The sequence below is a fragment of the Thermoanaerobacterium sp. R66 genome (assembly GCF_028895185.1).
Taxonomy (GTDB): domain Bacteria; phylum Bacillota; class Thermoanaerobacteria; order Thermoanaerobacterales; family Thermoanaerobacteraceae; genus Thermoanaerobacterium.
Map to the genome: position 1 here is coordinate 818,519 of NZ_JAEUWW010000001.1, position 26,357 is coordinate 844,875.

Annotated in this window: 30 protein-coding genes; 2 read left to right on the forward strand and 28 right to left on the reverse strand. The window is 33.9% G+C overall.

Features of this window, described 5'->3' with window-relative positions; translation table 11 throughout:
- Nucleotides 1–43 precede the first annotated feature (43 nt).
- Entirely contained in the window at nt 44–1,132 is a 1,089-nt protein-coding gene (gene dprA / locus JJQ93_RS04020) for a DNA-processing protein DprA (RefSeq protein ID WP_274892827.1), read from the reverse strand.
- 111 nt (nt 1,133–1,243) lie between these two features.
- Here dprA and rnhB point away from each other — a divergent pair, with 111 nt between their 5' ends.
- Together rnhB and JJQ93_RS04030 are read left to right on the forward strand one after the other, a co-directional pair.
- Nucleotides 1,244–1,972, forward strand: a complete 729-nt coding sequence (gene rnhB, locus JJQ93_RS04025) for a ribonuclease HII (RefSeq protein WP_284700645.1) — start codon at nt 1,244–1,246, stop codon at nt 1,970–1,972.
- Nucleotides 1,973–1,976: 4 nt separating this feature from the next.
- Nucleotides 1,977–2,345 (forward strand): YraN family protein, encoded by a 369-nt coding sequence (locus JJQ93_RS04030; RefSeq protein ID WP_085111996.1) that lies wholly within the window; start codon nt 1,977–1,979, stop codon nt 2,343–2,345.
- On the opposite strand, the gene trpS is transcribed toward JJQ93_RS04030, so the two are convergent.
- The 27 genes from trpS to pta form a co-directional block, all read right to left on the reverse strand.
- Entirely contained in the window at nt 2,335–3,318 is a 984-nt protein-coding gene (trpS, locus tag JJQ93_RS04035; protein WP_274892829.1) for a tryptophan--tRNA ligase, read from the reverse strand. The genes JJQ93_RS04030 and trpS overlap by 11 nt on opposite strands.
- Before the next feature lie 14 nt (nt 3,319–3,332).
- Entirely contained in the window at nt 3,333–4,865 is a 1,533-nt protein-coding gene (locus tag JJQ93_RS04040) for a YifB family Mg chelatase-like AAA ATPase (RefSeq protein ID WP_085111998.1), read from the reverse strand.
- Between the two features lie 11 nt (nt 4,866–4,876).
- Nucleotides 4,877–5,713: a ribosome biogenesis GTPase YlqF gene (gene ylqF / locus JJQ93_RS04045; RefSeq protein ID WP_274892830.1), complete on the reverse strand. Its 837-nt coding sequence runs from the start codon at nt 5,711–5,713 to the stop codon at nt 4,877–4,879.
- Nucleotides 5,714–5,755: 42 nt separating this feature from the next.
- Nucleotides 5,756–6,094, reverse strand: coding sequence for a 50S ribosomal protein L19 (gene rplS / locus JJQ93_RS04050; RefSeq protein WP_014758630.1), 339 nt, complete (start codon nt 6,092–6,094; stop codon nt 5,756–5,758).
- 14 nt (nt 6,095–6,108) lie between these two features.
- Nucleotides 6,109–6,837: a tRNA (guanosine(37)-N1)-methyltransferase TrmD gene (trmD, locus tag JJQ93_RS04055; protein WP_085112000.1), complete on the reverse strand. Its 729-nt coding sequence runs from the start codon at nt 6,835–6,837 to the stop codon at nt 6,109–6,111.
- Nucleotides 6,837–7,337 (reverse strand): ribosome maturation factor RimM, encoded by a 501-nt coding sequence (gene rimM / locus JJQ93_RS04060; RefSeq protein WP_085112001.1) that lies wholly within the window; start codon nt 7,335–7,337, stop codon nt 6,837–6,839. Before rimM ends, trmD begins: the two co-directional genes overlap by 1 nt.
- An 8-nt stretch (nt 7,338–7,345) precedes the next feature.
- Nucleotides 7,346–7,573 (reverse strand): KH domain-containing protein, encoded by a 228-nt coding sequence (locus JJQ93_RS04065; RefSeq protein ID WP_013788123.1) that lies wholly within the window; start codon nt 7,571–7,573, stop codon nt 7,346–7,348.
- Nucleotides 7,574–7,598: 25 nt separating this feature from the next.
- Nucleotides 7,599–7,856: a 30S ribosomal protein S16 gene (rpsP, locus tag JJQ93_RS04070; RefSeq protein WP_013788124.1), complete on the reverse strand. Its 258-nt coding sequence runs from the start codon at nt 7,854–7,856 to the stop codon at nt 7,599–7,601.
- 28 nt (nt 7,857–7,884) lie between these two features.
- Nucleotides 7,885–9,225: a signal recognition particle protein gene (gene ffh / locus JJQ93_RS04075; protein ID WP_274892831.1), complete on the reverse strand. Its 1,341-nt coding sequence runs from the start codon at nt 9,223–9,225 to the stop codon at nt 7,885–7,887.
- Between the two features lie 25 nt (nt 9,226–9,250).
- Nucleotides 9,251–9,604 (reverse strand): YlxM family DNA-binding protein, encoded by a 354-nt coding sequence (gene ylxM / locus JJQ93_RS04080; RefSeq protein WP_085112003.1) that lies wholly within the window; start codon nt 9,602–9,604, stop codon nt 9,251–9,253.
- Between the two features lie 72 nt (nt 9,605–9,676).
- Nucleotides 9,677–10,642 (reverse strand): signal recognition particle-docking protein FtsY, encoded by a 966-nt coding sequence (ftsY, locus tag JJQ93_RS04085; protein WP_085112004.1) that lies wholly within the window; start codon nt 10,640–10,642, stop codon nt 9,677–9,679.
- Between the two features lie 15 nt (nt 10,643–10,657).
- Entirely contained in the window at nt 10,658–14,206 is a 3,549-nt protein-coding gene (smc, locus tag JJQ93_RS04090; RefSeq protein WP_274892832.1) for a chromosome segregation protein SMC, read from the reverse strand.
- 70 nt (nt 14,207–14,276) lie between these two features.
- Nucleotides 14,277–14,537 carry a stage V sporulation protein S gene (locus JJQ93_RS04095; RefSeq protein WP_013788129.1) on the reverse strand — a complete coding sequence of 87 codons (261 nt, stop codon included), beginning with the start codon at nt 14,535–14,537 and terminating at the stop codon, nt 14,277–14,279.
- 95 nt (nt 14,538–14,632) lie between these two features.
- Entirely contained in the window at nt 14,633–15,697 is a 1,065-nt protein-coding gene (locus JJQ93_RS04100; protein ID WP_274892833.1) for an elongator complex protein 3, read from the reverse strand.
- On the reverse strand, nt 15,694–16,392 hold the full coding sequence (rnc, locus tag JJQ93_RS04105) for a ribonuclease III (RefSeq protein WP_085112007.1): 699 nt from the start codon (nt 16,390–16,392) through the stop codon (nt 15,694–15,696). The genes JJQ93_RS04100 and rnc overlap by 4 nt, the downstream gene beginning before the upstream one ends.
- A 13-nt stretch (nt 16,393–16,405) precedes the next feature.
- The gene (gene fabF, locus JJQ93_RS04110) at nt 16,406–17,635 is read right to left on the reverse strand and encodes a beta-ketoacyl-ACP synthase II (RefSeq protein ID WP_085112008.1); all 1,230 of its coding nucleotides are present in this window, start codon (nt 17,633–17,635) and stop codon (nt 16,406–16,408) included.
- A gap of 57 nt (nt 17,636–17,692) precedes the next feature.
- Nucleotides 17,693–17,923, reverse strand: coding sequence for an acyl carrier protein (gene acpP / locus JJQ93_RS04115; protein WP_013297969.1), 231 nt, complete (start codon nt 17,921–17,923; stop codon nt 17,693–17,695).
- A 40-nt stretch (nt 17,924–17,963) separates the two neighbouring features.
- A complete protein-coding gene (gene fabG, locus JJQ93_RS04120; protein WP_085112009.1) occupies nt 17,964–18,707 on the reverse strand; it encodes a 3-oxoacyl-[acyl-carrier-protein] reductase in 744 nt (247 codons plus the stop codon).
- Nucleotides 18,708–19,640, reverse strand: a complete 933-nt coding sequence (fabD, locus tag JJQ93_RS04125) for an ACP S-malonyltransferase (RefSeq protein ID WP_085112010.1) — start codon at nt 19,638–19,640, stop codon at nt 18,708–18,710.
- A complete protein-coding gene (fabK, locus tag JJQ93_RS04130; protein ID WP_085112011.1) occupies nt 19,637–20,584 on the reverse strand; it encodes an enoyl-[acyl-carrier-protein] reductase FabK in 948 nt (315 codons plus the stop codon). The genes fabD and fabK overlap by 4 nt, the downstream gene beginning before the upstream one ends.
- Before the next feature lie 10 nt (nt 20,585–20,594).
- Entirely contained in the window at nt 20,595–21,596 is a 1,002-nt protein-coding gene (locus tag JJQ93_RS04135) for a beta-ketoacyl-ACP synthase III (protein ID WP_274892834.1), read from the reverse strand.
- The gene (gene plsX, locus JJQ93_RS04140; RefSeq protein ID WP_274892835.1) at nt 21,583–22,584 is read right to left on the reverse strand and encodes a phosphate acyltransferase PlsX; all 1,002 of its coding nucleotides are present in this window, start codon (nt 22,582–22,584) and stop codon (nt 21,583–21,585) included. Before plsX ends, JJQ93_RS04135 begins: the two co-directional genes overlap by 14 nt.
- Nucleotides 22,581–23,171, reverse strand: a complete 591-nt coding sequence (gene fapR / locus JJQ93_RS04145) for a transcription factor FapR (RefSeq protein ID WP_013788138.1) — start codon at nt 23,169–23,171, stop codon at nt 22,581–22,583. Before fapR ends, plsX begins: the two co-directional genes overlap by 4 nt.
- Nucleotides 23,172–23,278: 107 nt before the next feature.
- Entirely contained in the window at nt 23,279–23,461 is a 183-nt protein-coding gene (rpmF, locus tag JJQ93_RS04150) for a 50S ribosomal protein L32 (protein WP_013788139.1), read from the reverse strand.
- 12 nt (nt 23,462–23,473) lie between these two features.
- Nucleotides 23,474–23,965 (reverse strand): YceD family protein, encoded by a 492-nt coding sequence (locus JJQ93_RS04155; protein ID WP_085112014.1) that lies wholly within the window; start codon nt 23,963–23,965, stop codon nt 23,474–23,476.
- 64 nt (nt 23,966–24,029) lie between these two features.
- On the reverse strand, nt 24,030–25,232 hold the full coding sequence (locus tag JJQ93_RS04160; protein ID WP_274892836.1) for an acetate kinase: 1,203 nt from the start codon (nt 25,230–25,232) through the stop codon (nt 24,030–24,032).
- A 26-nt stretch (nt 25,233–25,258) separates the two neighbouring features.
- Complete coding sequence (gene pta, locus JJQ93_RS04165) at nt 25,259–26,245, reverse strand: phosphate acetyltransferase (protein WP_085112016.1); 987 nt, start codon at nt 26,243–26,245, stop codon at nt 25,259–25,261.
- Nucleotides 26,246–26,357 lie beyond the last annotated feature (112 nt).

Consider the following 26,357-nt stretch of genomic DNA (forward strand, 5'->3'; position numbering starts at 1 on the left):
TTGATACCTCCAAAACAATTATTAATTATATCAAATTGTCTTATTAATTAAAACTCTTTTCATATTTATTTCCAGGTAACCTGACAATAAGCCCTTTAATCGTCAGTGATGACAAAAGATAATTGACTTTAGATATAGGAAATTTAGTTATCTCCACAATTTCTTCTATATCTCTCGGGCATTCTGATATTATAGCGTACAGTTTTTGTTCTTCACTGCTTAGTGTATTTACGAATCGCTCATTTATTCTTGTTTTTATATCTTCTCTAAAATTATACTCATCAAGTATATCGCTGACACTTGCGACTAACTTTGCACCTTGCTTTATTAGTCCGTTTGTGCCTTGGCTGTAAGCACTTGTAATAATACCTGGAACAGCAAAAACATCTCTTCCCTGTTCCAATGCAAATTTAGCAGTAATCAAAGAACCGCTTTTAACACCCGCCTCGACAACTAATACGCCTAGTGACAAGCCGCTTATTATCCTGTTTCTAGCAGGAAAATTGCCAGCTACAGGAAGATAATCAAGCGGATATTCAGATACAACAGCACCTTTAGAAATTATTTCTTCCATCAATTTTTTATTTTCTTCAGGATATGCTATATTTACCCCGCACCCAAGTACTGCAATTGTCCTTCCTCCAGCTTTTATAGCGCCTTTATGAGCTTGACTGTCGATTCCTCTAGCCATCCCACTTATTATAGTAAACCCATGCTTCGATAATTCGTATGAAAATTTTTCAGACATCGATTTGCCGTACGATGTAGCATTTCTTGAACCAACTATGGCAATTGACATATCATCAGATTCAGTAATATTACCTTTTACATATAAAACTGGAGGCGCATCGTATATTTCTCGAAGTAGCTTTGGGTATTCATCATCATCTATCAATAGAACTTTTACTTTTTCTTTATGTAACCTTTCTGCGTATTTGTACGGTTCAATTTTTTTCGCTTCTATTATACTGTTCAAAATCCTTCCATTACTAACCACTTGTTTTATATCTTCCAAGCTTGACTTATATACATTTTCTGCATTTCCAAAGTAATCCACAAGTTTTTTAAAAGTCTTTGAACCTACGCCATTAATTGAACTAAGCCAAACAGAAAATACTTTATTCTTATCCATTATTGCACCTCAAATATATATTTAAACATTATCATTATAATAATAAAAAATAAAAAATAAAAGCAGGTATTTTATATATTTTTGTCGAATAAGTATAAGTTGGGTGATAAAATGGTGAAACAATTTTTTACGATAAAAAGTTTAAAAGAGCACATATACAACTATGGATTCGAAATAGAAGGATGCAAGATAAGCAGTAATGCTTTAAGATGGCTTGAAAAAGAAAAAAATAGATTAAATAACTTAATGAAATACGAAAATGAACTTTACAATTTAGATTATAAGTTGATTGGAGGAATTGACGAAGTAGGGCGAGGACCTTTAGCAGGTCCTGTCGTTGCAGGATGTGTCATACTTCCAAAACAATCATTTATTCCAGATATTGATGATTCAAAAAAATTAAGCGAGTCAAAAAGAGAACTATTGTCTGAAATAATTAAAAAAAAAGCTATTGCATATGGCATTGGCATAATAGATAATGAACACATTGACAGAATAAACATACTAAACTCCACTTATGAAGCCATGAAATTGGCGATTTCTAATCTTAATATTAAAGCTGATTTTTTGTTGGTAGACGCAATATCAATACCAGACATTGATATTGCACAAATGCCTATAATAAAAGGTGACGCAAAAAGCATCTCGATTGCAGCTGCATCTATAGTAGCTAAAGTTACAAGGGATAACATAATGAGAAAATACGATGAAATGTATCCACAGTATGGGTTTTGCAAAAACAAAGGTTATGGCACAAAAGAACACATAGAAGCTATAAAGAAATACGGGCCATGCCCAATACATAGAAAAACCTTTTTAAAAAGTATATTAGGTGATTGATTACATGAATAATAAAATATTAGGTAATTTGGGAGAAACAATTGCAGAAAATTATTTAAAAAAATCCGGTTATAATATTGTCTGCAAAAATTTTAGATGCTCTATCGGAGAAATAGATATAATAGCGTTAAATAAAGATAGCCTGATTTTTGTTGAAGTTAAAACAAGGACTTCAACAAAATTCGGCTATCCCAAGGAAGCGGTAACGTACCATAAAAAAAGCAAAATCATTAAAGTCGCGGAAACTTTTTTGGCATTTAACGAAAAATATACAAATCATATTTTTAGATTTGATGTAATTGAGATATTAGTAGATCCAAAAACATTTAAGCTTAACAATATAAATCACATAAAAGACGCATTTACGCTTTAGGTAAAAGTCCCATCTTATCCTTAACTTTATTTACAGTTGCCTTTGCAATTTCACTAGCTTTTTCAGCACCGTCTTTTAATACTTCATTTATAAAATTTAAATCTAAGTTTCTGTAATTAGATTGTATTTCCTGAAGTCTTTCTACTATGACATCAACCAGTTCTTTCTTTAAGGTTCCATACCCTTGCCCCTTAAACCTTGCTTCCACGTCTTCTATGCTTATGTCGGTAAATGCGCTGTATAGCGTAAGCAAATTGCTTAAACCTGGTTTATTCTCAGGATCATATCTTATCATGTTCTCTGAATCTGTGACTGCCTTCATGATTTTTTTCTTTACCAAAGAAGGTTCATCTAATAAATTTATTTTGCTGTATTGATTTTCGTTGCTTTTGCTCATTTTTTTATCAGGTTCAGTCAAGCTCATTATTCTCGAACCAGTCTTCAAAATCATCGGTTCAGGTATTACAAAAGTATCGCCAAATCTATTGTTAAATCTTATAGCTATATCTCTTGTAAGCTCTAAATGTTGTTTTTGATCATTGCCTACAGGAACAAAATTCGTATCGTATAGCAGGATATCTGCCGCCATCAGATCAGGATACGTGAACAAACCTACAGAAACAGACTCTTTGCCTTTGCTTTTCTCTTTAAATTGAGTCATCCTATTTAACTCGCCAAAATATGTCATACACTGTAGCAACCAAGCAAGTTCTGAATGCTCTTTAACATGTGATTGAACAAAAATAATCACTTTTTTTGGATCAAGGCCTATGGCAAGATAAAGTCCAGCCAATTCGATGGATTTTTTGCGCAAAGTTTCTGGATCTTGCGGAACCGTCAATGCATGCAAATCCACAATACAAAACAAACAGCTATAATTATCTTGAAGTTTTACAAATTGTCTCATTGCTCCTAAGTAATTGCCAATATGAATATCCCCTGTCGGTTGCACACCTGAAAAAACTCTCTGCATCTTTCACACCTCTTTCAGTTGCTTATGTATTTATTATTTAAATTTCTATACTGAAATGCTTCTACAACATGTTCATATTTAACATCATGACTTCCTTCTAGATCAGCAATCGTCCTTGCTACTTTCACTATTTTATTATAAGCTCTGGCACTAAGTCCTAATGTATCAAAGTATTCTTTTATCATATCTGTAGTTTTTTCATCAAGTTTTATGTATTTTTTTATCATATTATTATTTAGCTGAGAATTAAAAAATATACCACTGCCTTTATACCTTTTTAATTGAATCTCTCTTGCCTTTTTTACTCTATTGCGTATCATCTCTGATGTTTCGACATTTGTATCATCATCAAAATATTTTTGCTTGTCGACGCGATTTACTTCCACATGCAAATCGATCCTATCCAATAAAGGACCAGAAATCTTATTTTGATAACGCCTTATTTCATTAGGAGTACATCTACATTCATGAGTATCGTCGCCCAAATAGCCGCAAGGACATGGATTTAATGCGACAACGAGAATTACTTTAGCCGGATACGTAAAAGTAGCGTTGACTCGTGATATTGTCACACATTCATCTTCTAACGGTTGCCTAAGCGCTTCAATAGCATCTCTACGAAATTCAGGAAACTCATCAAGAAATAAAACACCGTAATGCGCTAAAGAAACTTCTCCTGGTCGCGGAATCCTGCCACCGCCAACTAAAGAAACTGTTGAAATAGTATGGTGAGGCGCTCGAAAAACCCTGTTTGTCAGGAGTGATACATCTTCAGGCAAAGTCCCTGCTATGCTATGTATTTTTGTAACTTCTAATGCCTCTTCCAAAGTCATCTCTGGAAGTATGGTAGGAAACCTTCTTGCCAACATGGTTTTGCCTGAACCAGGAGGACCTACAAGCATAACATTGTGGCCACCGGCAGCAGCAATTTCAAATGCTCTTTTTGCATTTTCCTGTCCTTTTACATCAGAAAAATCTACATCATAATTTTCTCTTTTGAAAAGCTCATCAATATCGATTTTAATACTGTTGATTACTTTTATACCGTTTATGTAATCAACAACGTCTTTTAATGATTTGACAGGTATAACTTCTACATCTTTTGTTATGGCAGCTTCTTTTGCATTTGCATACGGCAGTATTATCCTTTTAATTCCGTAGAGTCTTGCATCCATAGCCATAGGCAACGCACCTTTAATTGGCCGTAGAGAACCATCAAGTGATAGCTCCCCCAGCAAAACTGTATCATTATCAACAGTTTTAACTTGTCCAGTGCATATAAGTATTCCTACAGCTATCGGCAGATCAAACGATGTGCCTTCTTTTTTAGTATTAGCAGGCGCTAAATTTACTGTTATTTTTTTAACCGGAAATTCGTAGCCACTATTTTTTATAGCAGCTCTTACTCTATCTCTCGATTCTTTTATCTCTGTATCGCCTAATCCGACTATATCAAAAGCAGGAAGCCCATTTGATATATCAATTTCTACATCTACTACATATCCGTCAATGCCTAAGATTGCCATGCTTTTTGTTATAGAAAGCATCAAAAATCCCCCTAATTAGGTCTTTCAAGAGATATTTTGCCGATTTTCCCTGTGCGAAAATCATCAATAATGATTTTTGCAGCACGCTCTGTGTCAACAATTCCTCCAGAAGACAAACAACCTCTTGCTTTACCTATATCTGTGAGTAATTTATACACATCTTTGCCTATGTCTTCTAACTTGTATCTTTTCATTAAAAGCTCTGGATAATTTATTCTCAATATATCAAGTAATGAATATGCCAACTCTTCATGATTTAATAGCTCATCTTTAATTGCAGAAGTTAAAGCCAACATTATTCCAACATGTTCGTCTTCAAATTTAGGCCACAGAATGCCTGGAGTATCTAATAAATCAAAATAAGGTGTTTTAATCCACTGCTTCGATTTTGTCACACCTGGTTTATTGCCTGTCTTAGCATTTTTTGTTTTTATTAATGAATTTATCAATGTTGATTTTCCAACGTTAGGTATACCGACTATCATTGCCCTTAATTTGGTTTTTATACCCTTCTGTCTTTTTTTATCGATTATATCGCTGCACTCTTTTAAAGTCAATTCGTAAATACTTTGAATGCATTTGCTATCTAAAGAATTTATATTAAGGCTTACATGACCTTTAAGGTTGAAATAATCGTTCCACATTTTATTGACTTCTAAATCAGCCAAATCGGATTTATTAAGTAAAATAATTCGTTTTTTATTTTTGACTAAGTCATCTATCAATGGATTTCTACTGCTTTTTGGAATTCGAGCATCTAATAACTCATAAACAATATCTACTATTTTTAAATTTTCTTCAATCAGGCGTTTAGTTTTTGCCATGTGTCCAGGATACCATTGATACATAATTTCCTCCAAATATTGAAAAAGGGACCAATCAAGTCCCCTTTATTTCTTCTCTTGAATTTTAGCAGCTTTGCCAACTCTTTTCCTAACATAATAGAGTTTAGCTCTTCTAACTCTACCTTTTCTTACTACTTCTATCTTTTCAATCCTAGGTGAGTGAAGTGGGAAAGTCCTTTCTACTCCAACACCATAAGAAATACGCCTTACGGTAAAGTTTTCTCTTAATGAACCACCACTTCTTTTTATAACAACACCTTCAAAAACCTGAATTCTTTCTTTGTCACCTTCGATAACTTTATAATGTACTCTTACAGTATCACCAACATTAAATTCAGGTACTTCTCTCAATTGTTCTCTTTCTACAATATCAACTAGATTCATTTTTTTCCCTCCTTTCAAATATCCGAATAACCTAACTCTTTAAGATATTCAATATCTTGTTCTGATAGATATTTTCTATCCAAAAGATCTGGGCGTAAATTAAGCGTAGTCTCTAATGATTTCTGCCTTCTCCACTTAGCAATCTCTGCATGGTTTCCAGACAGTAACACTTTCGGGACTTCCATCCCATTAAATATTTCAGGCCTTGTATATTGAGGATATTCTAATAAACCACAATAAAAAGATTCATCTATAAAACTTTCATCTTGCGGCAAAACACCATGTATCAACCTTGACACAGAATCTATGACTGCCATCGCAGCGATTTCGCCGCCTGTCAAGATAAAATCACCTATTGATATCTCCTCATCTATTAGTGAATACGCTCTTTCGTCGATTCCCTCGTAATGTCCACATAAAATGATTATTTCGTCGTATTTTGATAGCTCTATTGCTTTTTTTTGATCGAATCTTTTCCCTTTAGGACCCATATAAAAAACTGGCATATCTTTAGATGACTTGACTGCATTAATTGCATCGTATATTGGCTGAACCATCATTACCATGCCATACCCGCCACCATATGGATAATCATCGGTTTTCTTATGTTTGTCTTTCGAATAATCCCTGATATTTACCAAATTTACTTTTATCAATTCTCTCTCGATTGCCCTTTTTAGAATGCTATTTCTGAGTATACCTTCAAACATATCAGGAAAAATCGTTAAAACATTAAAAACCACTATAGCCCCTCCAAAAGATGGACTATCATTTTTTTGCCATTTACATCCACATCTTTAATCACATCTTTAATGGCAGGTATCAATATATCCCTCTCATCTGTTTTTACTACATACACATCATTAGCACCAGTTTTTAACACGTCCTTTAATACACCCAACTCTCTTTTGTCATCAGTGTAAACTTTCATATCTATCAAATCTTTAATAAAATACTCGTCTTCTTCTAACTCTACAGCATCATCCATCGTTATTTTTATAAATTTGTTTTTAAGCTTCTCCGCCTCATTTCTGTCATTTACTTCATAAAATTTTATCAAAACAAGATTCTTAATAAATCTTACTGATTCAATTTGATATTGAACCCTTTTGTCATCATCAAAAATATACACATAATCAAGATCATAAAATCTATCTAAATGATCTGTAAGCGGATATACCTTGACTTCGCCGTTTACACCGTATGCAGATGTAATTTTGCCTACGGATAAATAATCATCCATAAAATCACCTAAATTATTTCTACGATGACACGTTTTTTCTCTTTGGTCGCAGCAGCCTTAACAACAGTTCTTATAGCTTTTGCTATCCTACCTTGTTTACCTATAACTTTTCCCATATCTTCTGGAGCAACCTTAAGCTCTATTATAATTGACTGCTCACCTTCAATTTCATTAATTTGAACTGCATCAGGGTTGTCAACAAGAGATTTCGCAATGAACTTAACTAATTCACCCATGTTTATCCCTTCCTAAAACAGCATTTTAATTGTTAATTTTATCAAATATACCTTCTTTTTTGAATAGAGCTCTAACCGTGTCAGATGGTTGTGCACCTACTTTTAGCCACTTTATTGCTTTTTCAGAATCAATTTTAATTTCCTTTGGATTAGATACTGGATTATAATATCCAATCTCCTCTATAAACTTACCATCACGTGGTGATCTTGAATCGGCCACAACGAATCTGTAAAATGGTGACTTTTTCGCACCCATTCTTTTTAATCTAATCCTGACTGCCACTTTATCACCTCCTTTTAAAGCCAAATATTTATCTGAAAAATGGCATTTTTCTTTTGCCTATTTTCATATTTTTGCCCATATCAGTAAACTGCTTCATCATCTTCTTAGTTTGCTCAAACTGTTTAAGCAAGCTATTTACTTGCTGAATCGATGTACCACTGCCAGCAGCGATTCTTTTTTTTCTGCTGCCATTTATGATAGAAGGATTCTGTCTTTCTTCCTTAGTCATTGACTGAATTATTGCCTCTATCCTCTTTATGTCCTTATCACTTATGTTTACTCCTTTTAATTTTGACATATTTACACCAGGTATCATGGAAAACAACTGATCAATTGGCCCCATGTTTTTTAATCCCTGCAATTGATCTAAAAAGTCATCAAACGAAAACTGTTGCTCTAAAATCTTTTTTTGCAGCTCCAATGCCTTTTTTTCATCTATCTGTGCCTGAGCTTTTTCAATTAAGCTTAAAACATCTCCCATTCCCAATATTCTTGAAGCCATTCTATCTGGATGAAAAACTTCTATGTCAGTAAATTTTTCGCCTGATGCTATAAATTTAATGGGTTTATGCGTGACAGCTTTCACCGACAAAGCTGCTCCGCCTCTTGTATCACCATCAAGTTTTGTCAATATAACTCCATCTATATCAAGTTTTTCATTAAAAGATTCAGCTACATTGACAACATCTTGACCTGTCATAGCATCGACAACCAAAAGTGTCTCATTTGGATTCACGGCATCTTTTATGTTTTTCAATTCATCCATCAGTTCTTCATCTACGTGAAGTCTTCCAGCCGTATCAATTATTACTACGTTATAATTATTATTTCTTGCAAAATCTATAGAAGCCTTTGCAATATCAACAGGTGAAGTCTTATCACCCATCGAAAAAACAGGCACATTTATGGATGAACCAACTACTTGAAGCTGTTTAATTGCTGCAGGTCTGTATATATCACATGCAACAAGTACAGGACTTTTTCCTTTAGACCTTAAATAATTAGCAAGTTTGCCACTTGTAGTCGTCTTACCGGAACCTTGCAATCCTACCATCATTATAACTGTTGGAGGTTTATCGCTAAAATTGATCTTGCTTTCTTTAGAACCCATCAGTGCCGTCAATTCGTCATTGACAATTTTTATGACATGCTGTGCAGGCGTTAGGCTTTCCATTACTTCTTGCCCCAAAGACTTTTCAGTAACAGTATTTATAAATTCTTTAACAACTTTAAAATTAACGTCAGCCTCTAAAAGCGCTATCTTGACTTCTTTCATAGCCTCTTTTACATCTTTTTCGCTTAGCTTGCCTTTACCCCTAAGTTTCTTAAAAATGTCTTGAAGCTTTCCAGTAAGACTTTCAAATGCCATTCAAAAACCTCCTAGAAATTTTTATTTAAAATTCTAAACCATCAATTTCTTTTTCTATATCTTCCAAAGCCTCTAAGACTTTTTGATCGGAAATATACTTTTTAACCTCACCTATCGACTGCTTTATTTTAGAGAGCTTTTCCATGTTATCATTGTATTTTTTTACAAGTCCTAATTTATCTTCATAGTATTTTAAAATACTTTCAGCCCTTTTTAAAGAGTCGTATACACCTTGTCTTGAAATATTAAGTTCCTGTGATATTTCGCCTAATGAATAATCATCCATATAATACATTTTAAATATATCCATTTGTTTGCCTGTAAGTAGCGAACCATAAAAATCATACAATACATTCATTTCAACAAAATCAGAATTCATATATATACCACCTGTTAAGGTACTTGCCTTTACATTAAGATTTTATACGAGAAAAGCTAATTTGTCAAGTTTTTATTCAAACAATGCCCTAACAAATTTTTCTGAATCAAATTCTTGAAGGTCATCAATACCTTCTCCTACACCAATAAACCTTACTGGTATATCAAGCTCAGATTTTATCGATATTACAATGCCTCCTTTTGCTGTTCCATCAAGTTTTGTCAGTATTATACCAGTTACATCTGTAGCTTCTTTAAAAATTTTAGCTTGTTGTATTGCATTTTGGCCAGTTGTAGCGTCTAAAACCAAAAACGTCTCTATATTGCCTTCATTAAATTCTCTTTGAGCAACTCTATATATTTTTTTCAATTCCTCCATAAGATTTTTTTTGTTGTGTAACCTTCCCGCAGTATCGCACAATATAACATCTACGTTTCTGGATTTCGCAGCTTTTATACCGTCAAAAAGGACAGATGCTGGATCTGACCCCTCCTCATGCCTTATTATTTCACAATTATTTCTTCCTGCCCATACCTCTAACTGATCTATGGCTGCTGCCCTAAATGTATCTGCTGCCACTAGCAATACTCTTTTTCCATCTCTTTTAAACTTATTGGCAAGTTTGCCTATTGTCGTCGTCTTACCGACACCATTGACACCAACAATTAAAATTAAAGTTGGTTGCGTAATTTTAAACGACGTCTCTTTAGCCTCCATAATATCGTATATTTCTTCTGCCAACAATTCCTTTATTTTTTCTGCATCTTTAACTTTCTGCTCTTTAGCTTTCTCTTTTAAATTATCAATAATCTTTTCTGTTGTAGAAACACCAACATCTGCTAATATTAGAATTTCCTCCAATTCTTCAAACAATTCATCGTCTACTTTTCTTCCAAACGATAATATGCCATCTATTTTAGATGTAAAATTATCCCTTGTCCTTGCAAGACCATCTTTTAATCTCTGATAAAGTCCTTTTTTATCTTCTTTTTCTACAATTTCATCGTCTTTTTTATTTTTTTTGAAGAAGTTTAGCATACATTACATTCCTTTCTAAGCACTTTCTAATTTTAACGATAATAACTTTGAAACACCTTTTTCCTGCATAGTTACTCCATATAATGTGTCAGCAACTGACATGGTACCTTTTCTGTGAGTCACAACTATAAACTGTGATTCACGTGAAAGGTCTTTCAAGTAAGATGCAAATCTATCCACATTTGCATCGTCTAGCGCAGCATCTATTTCATCGAGTATACAAAAAGGTGTCGGTCTTATTAATATCATAGCAAATAGCAATGATATTGCAACTAATGCTTTTTCGCCACCTGATAGGAGAGAAATGTTTTGAAGCTTTTTCCCAGGAGGCTGTACATTTATTTCTATCCCCGTATTAAGCAAATCATCAGGATTTGTCAAAATTAACTCTGCTCTCCCACCGCCAAACAATTTTTTAAATGTTTCTTTAAATTGTGCTTCGATTAAGTTAAAATTATCTTTAAATTTGGCCTTTATAATCTTATTTGCATCATCAATAATTGAATTAAGTGAATTCTTTGCTTCCACCAAATCATCATATTGCATTTTCAGAAAATCGTATCGTTCTTTTAAATTTTTGTATTCCTCTATTGCATTTAGATTGACTATTCCTAACTCTTTAATAGATGCATTAATTTTTGATAACTGCTGCCTCAATGTCAAAATATTTTCATTTATTAAATTCGCTTTTGCATTGTTGAAAGTCATCTCATAATCTTCCCAAAGTTTATTTTTGATATTTTCAATTTCCATTTCAAGTTTTTGAATATTCAATTCTTTTAATCGTTTCTTTTCTATTTCTTTAGAATATTCATTTTCTAATTTATCCAATATTTCTTTATCTATATTTATGTTTTTCAATTTCGTCTCAATCTTTCTTTCTATTTCATGTATTTCTTCGTTAATCTTTTTAAGCCTTTCATTTAAAATTTCACTTTTCTCATTAGTTCTATTTATATCTTTTTCATACATTATTTTTAAATTTTCATACTTGTCAATGCTTTTTTCTATCTCAATAATTGATCCAGTAATGTTGCTATATTCTAACTCCTTTTCATTTAATTTCGAAACATCATTCATCAACTTTTGCTCATATTTTGCTAATTCAATTTTTAAATTAGTTATTTCTACCTCTAGCTTATTGAGAACATCAGCACTAGAATCTTTGTTGTCTTTATAATCTCTGATCAATTTGTCTAAACAAGCTTTTTTTTGATTAAGTTGCGATATGTTATCTTTGTATTTATTAATTTCCTTGTCATAGCTATTTATAATATCTCTTATCTGTTTTTCTTCTAATTCACTTTGTTTTATAATCGTGCTTAATTTTTCTATCTCCATCTCTAAAGAAGATTTATTTTTCATCAAGTCATTTAAAATGCCTGCTTTAATATTAATGTTATTTATTATATTATCCAATTTTTCTTTTGTTTTTTCCATTTCTTTGGTTAAAGTATCTTTGTGCTTTTCCAATTCTTTTAATTCTTTTGCCAATTTATTGCATTTTATATCTTCAAGTTTAATATCTTCTTTCCGCTTCAATATATTTTGAGACTTTAAGACGCTTCCTCCAGTTATAGAACCACCAGGATTAATGACTTCACCTTTTAATGTCACTAATTTAAACTGATTTTTAAATTTTCTACTTAGCGAAATAGCAGTATCTAAATCCTTTGTTACTATTACCCTTCCTAAAATGAATTTTATCGCTTTTTCAATTTTTTTATCGTAATCAATAATATCAGAAGCCAATCCTATTACTCCATCGCAGTTATTAAATGATTTATCAAATGGTTTGTACGTTATATTGTCAAGTGGCAAAAATGTCGCTCTACCAAAATTATTCTTTTTAAGCACAGATATGAGATCCTTAGCACTTTCGGTAGTTTCCGTTATAACGTCTTGAATTGCTGAACCTAATGCTATCTCAATAGCTAAAGAATATTCACTTCTTACATCAATTAATTCTCCAACTACACCTAATACATTCTTTCTTAATGACTCATTCTTCTCAATGTACTTCATCAAATTTTTAATGCTGTGATTATATCCCTCATATTCTTTATCCATATCCCTTAGAAGCCTTAACTTAGCTATCGCGCTGTTGTATTCATTTAATGTTTTTTCATATTTCCCATTTTGAATCTTTATATTATCTTCTAATGACTTTAATTTTTCTTCAGTCAAATTTTTATCATCATTAAATATAACTAATTCACTATTAAGGCTTTCAATGTTATTTTGTATTTCGTTTATTTCATGATTTTTAAGTTCAATGTCGTTTAGCAGATTGTTTTGTGTTTTAACTAAATCATTTAATTTTTCGGATAAATTATTTTTCATTATTTCCGTCTTTGAAAGAATGTTATTATTCTCTGCAATCTCATTTAAAATGTCAACTACGTCTTCTTTTGCAGATTCAACTTCCATTTGTTTTAAACTAGACTCTTCTTTTATAGATTCATACCTTGAAATAAGGATGCTTAATTCTGATTCAAAATATTGTTTCTTTGACTCAATCTCTTTTATGCTGTCATTAATTACACCTATTTCTTTTGATGTAAGAGATGATTTATTCTTACTATCTTCAAGAGATTTTTTTAATCTATCTATATTTTCTTCACTATTTTTTACTTTTTCATTTAAAAGTTCTATCTTTCCATTTAATGTCTCTATCTCATTTATAGAATTATAATAATCTTGTTTTTTTCTGTCTAATTGCTCTTTGAAACTTTCAAGCTCTGATTCCGCTTCATTTAAAGTGTTTTTTTTGCTTTCGATTTCTGTTTTTAATTTCAACACATTCTTTTCAATCACAGTATAATCTGATTTAAAATTATTTAACTTTTTAAAAAGCTCATCTATATCATGGCAATAAATTGTTATATCAATGCGTTTTTTTTCTTCCTGTAATTTCAGGAAAGTTTCTGCTTTTATTTTTTGTTCATGCAGAGGTTCCAATTGATTTTGAAGCTCCAGCAATATATCGTTTATCCTATTTATATTTTCATTCGTCACAACTAATTTTTTTTGTGCCTCTTCCTTTTTATATTTGTATTTTGAAATTCCAGAAGCTTCCTCAAAAATTTGCCTTCTATCTTCTGGTCGTGACAGTAAAATCTCATCGATTTTACCTTGACCAATGATAGAGTACCCATCTCGCCCTATTCCTGTATCCATAAACAGCTCAAATACATCTTTTAATCTGCATTGCGTCTTGTTTATGTAAAATTCGCTTTCACCTGATCTAAATATTTTTCTGGTTATTACCACCTCAGTAAAATCCAGTGGAAGCATGTGATCACTGTTATCAAGTGTCAACGTAACTTCCGCAAAACTCAACGGCTTTCTATTTTCTGTGCCTACAAAAATGACATCTTCTAATTTATTTCCCCTTAAACTTTTGATACTTTGTTCTCCTAAAACAAGCCTTACAGCATCTGAAATATTGCTTTTTCCACTTCCGTTTGGACCAACAATTGCTGTAATTCCCTTTTCAAAATTCAATACAACTCTATCTGCAAAGGACTTAAATCCTATTATCTCTAATTTCTTTAAAAACATAAGACCCTCCAAAAATTAGAATTAAAAGGCACTCCACAAGATAATTAAAACCTGCTTTAGCAGGTTTTAATTATCTTGGTTCTACTATGAACTTTATTGCTGTTCGGGTCTCCCCTTCTATTTCTATCTCTGAAAAAGCTGGTATAGCAATTAAATCTATACCATTAGGGGCCACAAATCCTCTTGCTATTGCTATAGCTTTAACAGCCTGATTTACGGCTCCCGCTCCGACAGCCTGTATCTCAGCTACAGACTTGTCTCTCAATACAGCCGCCAATGCACCTGCTACAGATTTAGGTTGAGATTTAGCTGATACTTTTAGAACCTCCACTATAATAACCTCCTTAGTAGAATTGAAAATGAATACAAAATATATATTCTATAAATAATGACTAATTCCTTCTTTTTATAAAAATTTTTTTAAGATCATATAGTGGACTCATTTATGTAATCTTCTATTGATTTTTTAAATACACGTCCGTCATATTCTAAAAGCACGCTGTCTTCTTTAACATCTTCAAGCTGAACTATATTAATTTTTACGCCAAATTCCGATTCTAAGTAAATCTTATTTCTTTTTTTGTTTCCAATTAAAGCTGAAACCGAACGAGGATTGACATAAATAAACACCGTACATTCTTTAATATCGTTATTTTGAAAAAGATGTTTAACAACATCTTTATAAATAGACGACTTTACTAACTCTCCAAACGCTGGATGAAACGGACCAGCTACTACATCTCTATTTACGTTTATCGCATCTGTTGCTTGTAGTCCTATTCTAATTACATCTATATGGTTTTTCTTAAATTTGATGTACAATTCTTTTGAAATCTCCACAGCATCTTCCAAACTAATAGGCATATACACTCCATTTTTATACATTTTTTCTAAATAAGTGCCTTTCAAAACGAGAGTAGGATAAATCCTTACAAACGCAGGTTTCAATGAAATTATCTCATCCGCTGTTTTTAATGTTTTTTGTCTAGTATCACCCGGCAATCCTACCATAATCTGTAGCCCTAATGTAAATCCATATTCTTTTATAAGCCTTGATGCTCTATAAACATCATCAATGCTATGACCTCTATGGCTCCTTAATAGCACTTCATTATCCAGGCTTTGTACTCCCAGTTCTATGATCGAAACATCATACCTTTTTAAATTGTCAAGAATAATCTCATCTATATAATCAGGCCTGGTAGACAATCGAATTGCATCTATGTTTCCTGAAGCCAAATATTTTTGTGCAATCGACAAAAAATTCTTTTGTATCTCTAATGGTATTCCGGTAAAGCTTCCACCATAAAAGGAAACCTCAACGTGAGCATATTTCGGAATAGTCTTCAAATAATCTTCGATAGTTCTTTCTACGTATTCCTCATTTACTTCCGATTTCAAACCAGTTATTTCGTCTTGATTGCAAAAAACACATTTATGAGGACATCCTAAATGTGGAACAAAAATCGGTATAATGTAGATATCTTTCATATTAACCCCATCTTGCTTAAAGCCTCCATGGCTGCATATTGCTCAGCTTCTTTTTTACTTCTTCCCTTTCCTCTACCAAGTCTATTTTCACCGACAAAAACTTCTATCACAAACATCTTATTGTGATCAGGCCCATATTCATCTATTAGTTTATAATTCACTCTTTCTGAGCCCATTTTTTGTGTTACTTCTTGCAACTTTGTTTTATAATCCCGATATATTAATCCGCTTAAAACTTCGTTTATAATTTTCTCAAAGAGCCTTAATACAACTTCACTTACTGTTTTAAGATCTGAATCCAAGTAGACTGCCGCTATTAAAGCTTCCATCGCATCTGCAAGGATAGAATCCCTATTGCGGCCACCTGTCATCTCTTCACCTCTACCTATATTTAAATACTTGCCAATCTCTATCTCTCTTGCACATCGCGCAAGTGAAGGCTCACAGACTATTTCGGCTCTATACTTTGACAAATAGCCTTCTTCCAAATCAGTCCTATTTTTATATAAATATTCACTTATTACAATGCTCAATACAGAATCGCCTAAAAACTCCAATCTTTCATTGCTGCTTAGAAAGTTTTTGCTTTCATTTGCCCATGAACTATGTGTTAAAGCATTTTTAAGCAATTTTTTATTATTAAAAGTATAACCGATATTTTTCTCTAAATTTTCATATCTATCGCTTAACTCCATGATTGTGCCTCTTTCAATATTTTTTAAACACTAATGAAGCATTGTGCCCTCCAAAGCCAAAAGAATTTGACAAAGCATAATTTACATCCATCTTTAAAGCTTTATTTGGGACATAATCCAAATCGCATTCAGGATCTGGAGTCTCATAATTGATAGTAGGCGGAACAATTCCATTTTTTATAGCAAGTATTGTAGCTACAGCTTCCACAGCCCCTGATGCTCCAAGCATATGTCCTGTCATAGACTTGGTGGAACTGATTTTTAATTTATAAGCATGTTCTCCAAATACATTTTTAATAGCCATAGTTTCATATTTATCGTTGTACTCTGTAGAAGTCCCGTGTGCGTTTATATAATCAATATCATCTGGCACAATACCAGCATCTTTTAGTGCAAGTTTCATCGCTCTCGCTGCTCCTTCGCCCAAAGGCGCAGGTGCAGTTATATGATAAGCATCGGCAGTAGCACCATAACCCACAATCTCACAATATATTTTAGCACCTCTTTTTAACGCATGATCCAATGACTCGAGGACAAGTGTAGCCGACCCTTCTCCCATTATAAATCCATCTCTATTAGCATCAAAAGGTCTGCACGCAGTCTTAGGATCTTCATTTGTTGACATCGCCTTCATTGAGCAAAATCCCGCAATTGCCAAAGGTGTTATTGCAGCTTCACTGCCACCAGTAACAATTATATCCGCATCACCGCGCTCAATTACTTTAAATGCATCACCTATGGCATTGGAACTTGATGCACATGCGTTGACTATCGTTTCATTGTGTCCTTTAAGTCCAAAAGTAATCGATATGAGCCCTGCTGCCATATCGGCTATCATCATCGGAACAAAAAAAGGACTTACTCTTCCTGGACCTTTCTCCCTTAAAATATTCTGTTGATTTTCTAACGTTTCTATTCCACCTATTCCTGAGCCATACACAACGCCTATTCTATCCAAATCTTCACTGGCAAGGTCAAGTCCTGAATCTGCTAAAGCCATTTTTGCAGATGCCAAAGCAAACTGAGTGAATCTGTCCATCCTCTTGGCTTCTTTTTTATCAATATAATCTGTCGGTTCGAAATCTTTTACTTCTGCCGCCAGTTTCGTTGGATAAGCTGAAACATCAAATCTGGAAATTCTATCAATTCCCGACTTTCCATTTATAAGAGAATTCCATAAATCATCAATGTTATTGCCTATTGGAGTTATGGCTCCTATACCAGTTATTACAACCCTGTTCATAGATAATCCTCCATCAAATAATTATCTAATTAAGTCCCGCAATTGCGGGACTTAATATTACTTTTCAAGATTTTTTAAATATTCTACTACATCACCAACTGTCTTAATTTTTTCTGCATCTTCATCAGGAATTTCAACATCAAATTCTTCCTCAAGCGCCATGATTAATTCAACTATATCGAGTGAATCTGCTCCAAGATCATCTATAAAAGATGATTCCATAGTGACTTCTTCTGGATCTACTCCCAATTGTTCAACGATTATGTCTCTAATCTTTTCAAACTCCATAAAGTTCACCTCCTCTCAAAGCACCCATATTAGAATAATATTACATTACCATTCCTCCGTCAACATTGATTACCTGTCCTGTAATATAATCTGAAGCATTGCTGGCAAGAAAAGACACTACATTTGCTATATCCTGTGGTTTTCCTGCTCTTTTTAATGGTATGGAATTCAACATTGACGATTTTACTGTTTCACTTAATACATCTGTCATATCAGTTTCTATAAAACCAGGCGCAATAGCATTAACAGTTATTCCTCTGGACGCTAATTCTTTTGCCAAAGATTTTGTCAAACCTATAATTCCAGCTTTAGATGCCGCATAATTGGATTGGCCTGCATTTCCAATCACACCTACTACTGAAGATATGTTTATAATTTTCCCTTTTCTTCTTTTTATCATATACTTAGAAACAAATTTTATTACATTAAAAGTTCCCTTTAAATTAACATCTATAACATTATCCCAGTCATCTTCTGACATTCTAAGTATAAGGTTATCCTTTGTTATTCCAGCATTATTTACAACAACGTCAATATTACCGAACATATCGATTATGTCATTGACCATTTTTTCAACTTCATTATAATTTGAAATATCGCATTTTAAAGCACAAGATTCAACGCCAAACTTTTTAGCTTCTTCAACAGTCTCTAAAGCATCTTTCGAACTCTTTGAATAATTAATTACGACATTATACCCGTCTTCTGCTAACTTTAAGGCGATAGCTTTCCCTATCCCTTTTCCTCCTCCTGTCACTAATGCCGTTTTAATTTCCCTATCCATTCAGTTTACCTCCAAAGTGGATAAAAGTTTATCAAGCGAACTCGTATCTTCAAAATTGATGGCTTTTTTCGTCTTATCTATTCTCTTCATGAATCCAGTAAGTGTTTTCCCTGGCCCTATTTCAATGAAAACTTCAACTTGATCATCAATCATCTTTCTTACTGATTGTTCCCATAAAACAGGACTGCTTACCTGTTTCACTAAGGTCTTTTTAACTTCGTCAATTTTAAGGTAATCCGCAGTAACATTAGTAATGACTGGAACTGACATATCAAATATTGGAACATGCTTCAAATCTTCTTCTAGTTTAATGCCTGCATCCTTAAGCATACTGCAGTGAAATGGTGCACTAACAGGCAACATAACTGCTTTTTTTGCCCCTTTTTCTTTAGCAAGTTCTACAGCTTTTTCTAAAGCTTTAATTTCACCTGCAATCGATAATTGCCCTGGACAATTGTAGTTAGCTGGTTCAACAACACCAAATTCTCTTACATTATAGCATATATTCTCTACCACTTCATTGTCAAGTCCTATTATTGCTGCCATTCCTCCTATACCTATTGGAACAGCATTTTGCATGTATTCTCCCCTTTTCTTCACAAGCTTCACTGCATCTTTAAAAGATAATACACCTGAATATACAAGAGAACTGTATTCACCTAAGCTTAAGCCAGCCGTCACATCTGCTTTCAACCCTCTTTTTGATAGCACCTTAGTCAATGCAATACTTACCGTCAATATGGCAGGTTGTGTATTTTCCGTCTTCATTAATTCTTCATCAGGACCTTCAAAACATAATCTAGTAATATCGTATTTTAATGCATCATTTGCCTCTTCAAAAACTTCTCTTGCTTCAGCAAAATTTTCATATATTTCTTTGCCCATTCCTGTATATTGTGCACCTTGTCCTGGATATATAAATGCAATCTTCATCTTTTAAAGCCCCCATATAAACTTACAATAATTTTCTCAGCATCATTAAACAAATCCTCAATTATTGCTTTAGCAGGCTTAATATCGTTTATAAGACCAGATATTTGACCAGCCATAACAGAACCATTCAAAACATCTCCATATACTACTGCATCTCTTAACTTTCCTGCACCTAACTGTTCCAATTCCTCTTTTGAAGCTCCGTTTTGCTCTGCTTTTTCAAACTCTCTTGTAAGATGATTTTTTAAAGATCTTACAGGATGGCCTGTAGTTCTGCCAGTCACAACTGCATCTCTGTCCTTAGCATTTATTATGTACTCCTTATATTTTTCATTTGCTGTACACTCCGTACAACACACAAATCGCGTACCCAACTGAACACCTTGAGCTCCAAGGCAAAAAGCTGCAGCAACACCTCTTCCATCGCCAATGCCACCTGCCGCTATGACAGGTATACTCACCGCATCGACAACTTGAGGCACTAAAGCCATAGTAGTAAGCTCACCTATATGTCCACCTGATTCTGTTCCTTCTGCTACAACCGCATCGACCCCAATTGATTCCATTCTTTTAGCCAATGCAACAGATGGAACAACAGGAACAACTTTTATATTGTTTTCTTTCAACCTGTTTATATATTTGCCTGGATTCCCAGCACCTGTAGTGATAACACTTACTTTTTCCTCTATCACAACATCCATAACTTCATCAACAAATGGCGACATTAACATTACATTAACGCCAAAAGGTCTATCAGTCAATTCTCTCGCTTTTCTTATTTGTTCTTTGACAAAACTGGCAGGTGCATTTCCTGCACCAATAATGCCAAGTCCACCAGCATTTGAAACTGCAGCAGCCAATTCTGCTGTTGCAACCCAAGCCATTCCACCTTGAAATATAGGATATTCCAAGCCAAATAAATCAGTAATCTGTGTCTTTATCATGTTCTCACTCCTATCTCAACCACTTTATCACAGTAGAACCCCACGTTAAACCAGCGCCAAACGCAACCATCAAAATTATATCTCCATTTTTTATTCTCCCTGCTTTTAAAGCCTCGTCTAAAGCGACAATGACAGAAGCTGCAGACATATTTCCGTATTTATCCAAGTTGATAAAAACTTTTTCTTTTGACAGTTTCAACTTTTTCATTGCTGCATCTATTATTCTAATATTTGCTTGATGTGGTATAAAAAGATCTACATCTTCAGGTTTCAATCCGCATCTATTTAAAACCTCTACAGTTGCTGTATTCATGACATTGACTGCAAATTTAAAAACTTCCTGCCCATTCATATGGATTGTATGTAATTTGTTTTTTACAGTATCTTCACTTGCTGGCATTCGCGAACCACCAGCTGGCATGTATAAATGCATTCCTCCAGTTCCATCAGCCCCAATGACATTGTCTAAAATTCCGTATCCATCTTTAACCGGACCTACTATAGCAGCCCCTGCTCCATCACCAAATAATACACAAGTATTCCTGTCCTCCCAATTGGTTATTTTTGATAACACGTCTGCTGCAATCACAAGGACAGTCTTATATGTACCACTCTCCACAAACTGTTTTGCTATAGAAAGGCCATATATAAATCCAGAACATCCTACTTCTATGTCAAAAGCCGCTGCTTTTGTAGCTTTAATATTTGCCTGTACAAGACAAGCAGTAGAAGGGAAATTCATATCCGGAACGACAGTTGCAACGATAATTAAATCTATTTCTGAAGCTTCTATTCCAGCATCTTCAATAGCCTTTTTTGCCGCTTCAGTTGCCATGTAAGACGTAGTCATTGATTGTGGTGCAATGCGTCTTTCCTTTATTCCTGTCCTCGATACGATCCATTCATCTGAAGTATCCACCATCTTTTCTAGATCTTGATTTGTCAACTTGTTTTCTGGGACAAAACTTCCCGTTCCCAAAATTCCAGCTTTGAAATCTCTATTTTGCAGCACTTATATCATCTCCAATCAATTCTATTTCCCTCTGGATGTGTGATATAACATCCATTTCCACAATTGTTTTAGCCTGTCTTATAGCATTAAAAATTGCTTTTTCTTTCGAACTTCCATGAGCCTTAATAACAGGTTTCTTTATACCAAGAAGCGGAGCACCACCATATTCAGTGTAATCCATTTTCTTAACTATGTTCTTTAAAGCACCGTAAATTAACATAGCACCTAATTTAGTAAATATATTCCTTTGAAGCTCCTGCTTTAACAAGGATGATATTACAGATGCAGTCCCTTCCATCGACTTTAAGATGGCGTTTCCAACAAATCCATCACATGTTACAACGTCTGCAATCCCATAAGCAATGTCTCTACCCTCGACATTTCCAATGAAATTTAAATGAGAATTTCTTATTAAATCGTAAACTTGTTTTGTAAGCTCATTTCCTTTTTCTTCTTCAGCGCCAATATTAAACAATCCAATTTTAGGGTTCTCGACATTAAGCATTTTTTGTGCATATACACTTCCCATTATAGCAAACTGAAACAAATTTATTGGTTTGCAATCTGTGTTTGAACCTGCATCAAGTAAAATCGTGGCACCATTCAAAGTTGGCAGTATTGGTGCCAACGCTGGCCTATCTATCCCTTTGATCCTTCCAATATTAAAAAGCGAACCCGCCATTAAAGCACCCGTATTGCCTGCTGATAAAAAAGCATCCACTTCATCCCTTTTAAGCATTTCAATGCCAACAGCCATAGAAGAATCTTTCTTTTTCCTTATGGCGGCTACAGGTGGCTCATTGTTTGTAATTACATCTTTTGCATGTACAATAGTCAAGCCATCTTTTTCTTTTACATATTTATATAATTGCTCTTTGTTTCCAACCAAAACTATTTCTATATCAAAACTATCTAATGCCTTTTCAACGCCTTTTATTATTTCATATGGAGCATAATCTCCTCCCATAGCATCAACTGCTATTTTCAAGGTTGTTGCACCTCCTTTTCGGTGCTATCGCTTTCTAAAGATACTAATATAAATTTGCCTCTGAACACTTCTCTATCTTTCACTTTAATCATAACCCATACAAAATATTTATTCCCTCTTTTTCTGGTTACTTCTGCTTTTGCGACAAGCCTATCACCTATCTTGACTGGATATTTATACTTTATATTTGCAACACCTATCAATGCAGCCTCAGCATCGATAACAGATATCGCCAAAGACTCTGCTTGTGAATATATGTAATGACCTCTTATAATTTTCGTCTTTAAAAAAGCCATTTCAGGCGTAGGCTCGAAAACAGATATTCCGCTTTTTCCTAACTCTAAATCAATAAGCTCACCTACTATTTCGCTGCCTACTATTGCTTTTACCTTGTTATAATTTTTTTCAGCAACGTTCTTTATTCTTTCTCTAAGCTCTGGAATACCTAATTCCATTCTATCCAGCCTTATCGTCTGAACGCTAACCGAAAACAAATCAGCTAATTCGTCATCAGTATAAAATGGATATTTTTCAATCTCAATTTTTAATTTTTTTAGTCTATCTCTTTTACTAAGCTTCGTGGCCACATTATCAGCTCCAAATATAAGTTGTTTTTATGACTTACTCATAATTATAAATTACGCCGTATATAAAAGTCAAGAAATAAAAAAGAAAAGTAATAGAGAAAACTCCATTACTTTTCTTCCACTTTCAATACCTCTTTACCATCGTAATAACCACAGCTTAAGCAAACTCTGTGAGGCAATTTTGGTTCGTGACATTGTGGGCACAAAACATAAGCAGGTACAGCTAAACTATGGCTATGCCTTCTCTTATCTCTTCTTGCCTTAGATGTTCTACGCTTTGGAACTGGCATACTATACACCTCCTACATCTTCTGCAGTAATTTATTCAAAACTGAAAGGCGTGGATCAATTTCTTTTATTTGGCAATCGCATTTTTCATGATTAAGATTTTTACCACAAGTAGGACATAGACCCTTGCAATCATTGGAGCAAATGAATTTCATCGGAAGAGAAAGTTCTACATTTTCAATTACAATCTTCGTCAAATCAAGCTTTTCATCTTCCACTTCACCAGAAAATTCATCATCAGACTCGTTCACTACTTCATCAATCGGTATTACAAACTCATACTCAAATTCATCAAGGCACCTATCGCATGTTACTTTAATAGCCCCACGTGCTAAAAGCTTTAAAACTATCCCTTCACTGTCGTGTGTTATGCTTCCAGTAACGGTAATTGGCTTTATAACCACGTATCTGTTGCTATTTGCCTCAAGAACACTCAGATTTTCTACGTAGTTGACTTCAATGCTGCGACCCCTATGTCCCTTAATTTTTGATAAATCAATTTTCATTTTCTCACCCCAATATAATTGCCAAAATTAATTATACTAATGGGGTAAACATTTGTCAAGAATGCTATTTTATACTCTTTACAATCTTTTCAGTGTCTTTAGCGATCATGTATTCTTCATTAGTCGGGACAACCATCACGCTAACTTTTGAATTTGGCGTAGATATAATAGTTTCTTTACCTCTCACCTTATTTTTTTCCTTATCCAAGCTAAACCCTAAGAACTCTAATCCATCTAGTATAAATTCTCGTATCTCCGGTCCATTTTCACCAACACCTGCTGTAAATACAATGGCATCAACACCTCCCATAGCTGCTGCATAAGCGCCAATCGTCTTCTTTACTCGATACGTAAATACATTTAAAGCGAGTTGAGCTCTTCCATCTCCATTTTTAAATGCAGCATCTTCTAAATCTCTAAAATCGCTGCTTATTCCTGAAATACCGTAAACACCTGATTTTTTGTTTAATATATTTACTACTTCTTCAGCGCTTATATTTTCTTTCTCCATAAGATAAGAAATGATAGATGGATCTATGTTTCCAGATCGTGTACCCATAGCCAAACCTTCTAATGGCGTAAATCCCATGCTTGTGTCAATTGATTTACCATATTTGACGGCAGCAATACTGGAACCATTTCCAAGATGACATGTTATAATTTTTAAATCTTCAATAGGCCTATTTAAAATCTCTGCAGCCCTATTTGAAACATATTTATGCGACGTACCATGAAATCCATATCTTCTTATTCTATACTTTGTGTAGTATTCGTAAGGTATTGGATAAAGATATGCATAATCAGGCATTGTCTGATGAAAAGCTGTATCGAATACTGCCACCATTGGAACGTTTGGCATAATTTGCTGGCAAGCTTTAATTCCTTCTATGTTAGCAGGATTATGCAGTGGGGCCAATTCTATGCAATCTGTTATTGTTTTTAACACTTCATCATTTATAAGAACTGATGATGTAAAAGATTCTCCTCCATGAACAACTCTATGACCTACAGCATCTATCTCAGACATATCCTTTATAACACCATAATCGCTGTTTACCAAAGCATCTAAAACTAATTTTATTGCGTCTTTGTGATCTTTCATGTCTTTTTTTATCTTGATTTTTTCTCCGTTAGCGTTATGCGTCAATAGAGAATCATTTATGCCGATCCTTTCAGCAAGACCTTTCGCCAGCACATTCCCATCAGTAGATTCGATCAATTGATATTTCAGTGAAGAGCTTCCGCAATTAATAACCAGTATTTTCATAGTTTTCATCCTCCATACTTTACATTTTATTGAGCCTGTACAGCTGTTGTTGCTATTACATCGACAATGTCTCTATAACTGCATCCTCTTGATAAATCATTAACTGGTGCACCCATTCCTTGTGTTATCGGTCCGATTGCATTTGCCTTAGCTAACCTCTGCACAAGCTTATATCCTATGTTGCCAGCTTGTAAGTCAGGGAATATAAGAACATTTGCATATCCTGCAACTTTGCTTCCTGGAGCTTTTAACTCTGCAACTTCTTTTACAAGAGCGGCATCTAATTGCAATTCACCGTCGATAGCAACATCTGGCATCAAATCCTTTGCTATCTCTGTCGCTTTTCTTACTTTGTCTACTAATTCATGTGATGCACTGCCCTTTGTGGAAAATGAAAGCATCGCAACTTTTGGTTCAAAGCCCAACAAATTCTTCGCAGTATTAGCAGATTGTACAGCAATAGAAGCAAGTTCTTCTGCATTAGGCGATGGATTAACTGCACAATCAGCAAACAAAAATACACCATTTTCGCCATATTCGCAATTAGGTACTTCCATTATAAAAAAGCTTGATACTATCTTTGCTCCTGGAGCCGTTTTAATTATCTGAAATGCTGGTCTTAATAAATCTGCAGTAGCATGAATAGCGCCAGATACCAATCCATCAGCATAACCTTCTTTAACCATCATACATCCAAAATAAATATTATCTTTGATTGTTTCTCTGGCTTTTTCTAAAGTAATTCCCTTGCTCTTTCTTAATTCATAAAAATCATTAGCATACCTATCAAACATTTCAGACTTTACAGGGTCAATGATTTCTGCTTTGGATATGTCCAAATCTTTTGCTGCACTTTTTATCTCGTCCTCATTTCCCAGAAGCACTAAATCTGCGATTCCCTCTTTTAGTACTATCTCAGCAGCCTTTAATGTCCTCGGTTCCGCACCTTCCGGCAAAACAATTTTCTTTTTGTCACTTTTGGCTTTTTCAATGATACTTTGAATAATACTCATAAAATCGTCCCTTCCTCCAAAATATTTATCTTTATATATTTCTCCTTTAAAAAGAAGAAATATATTGTATACACATTTTACATTTTAACATATTTTTTATAAAATAATAAGT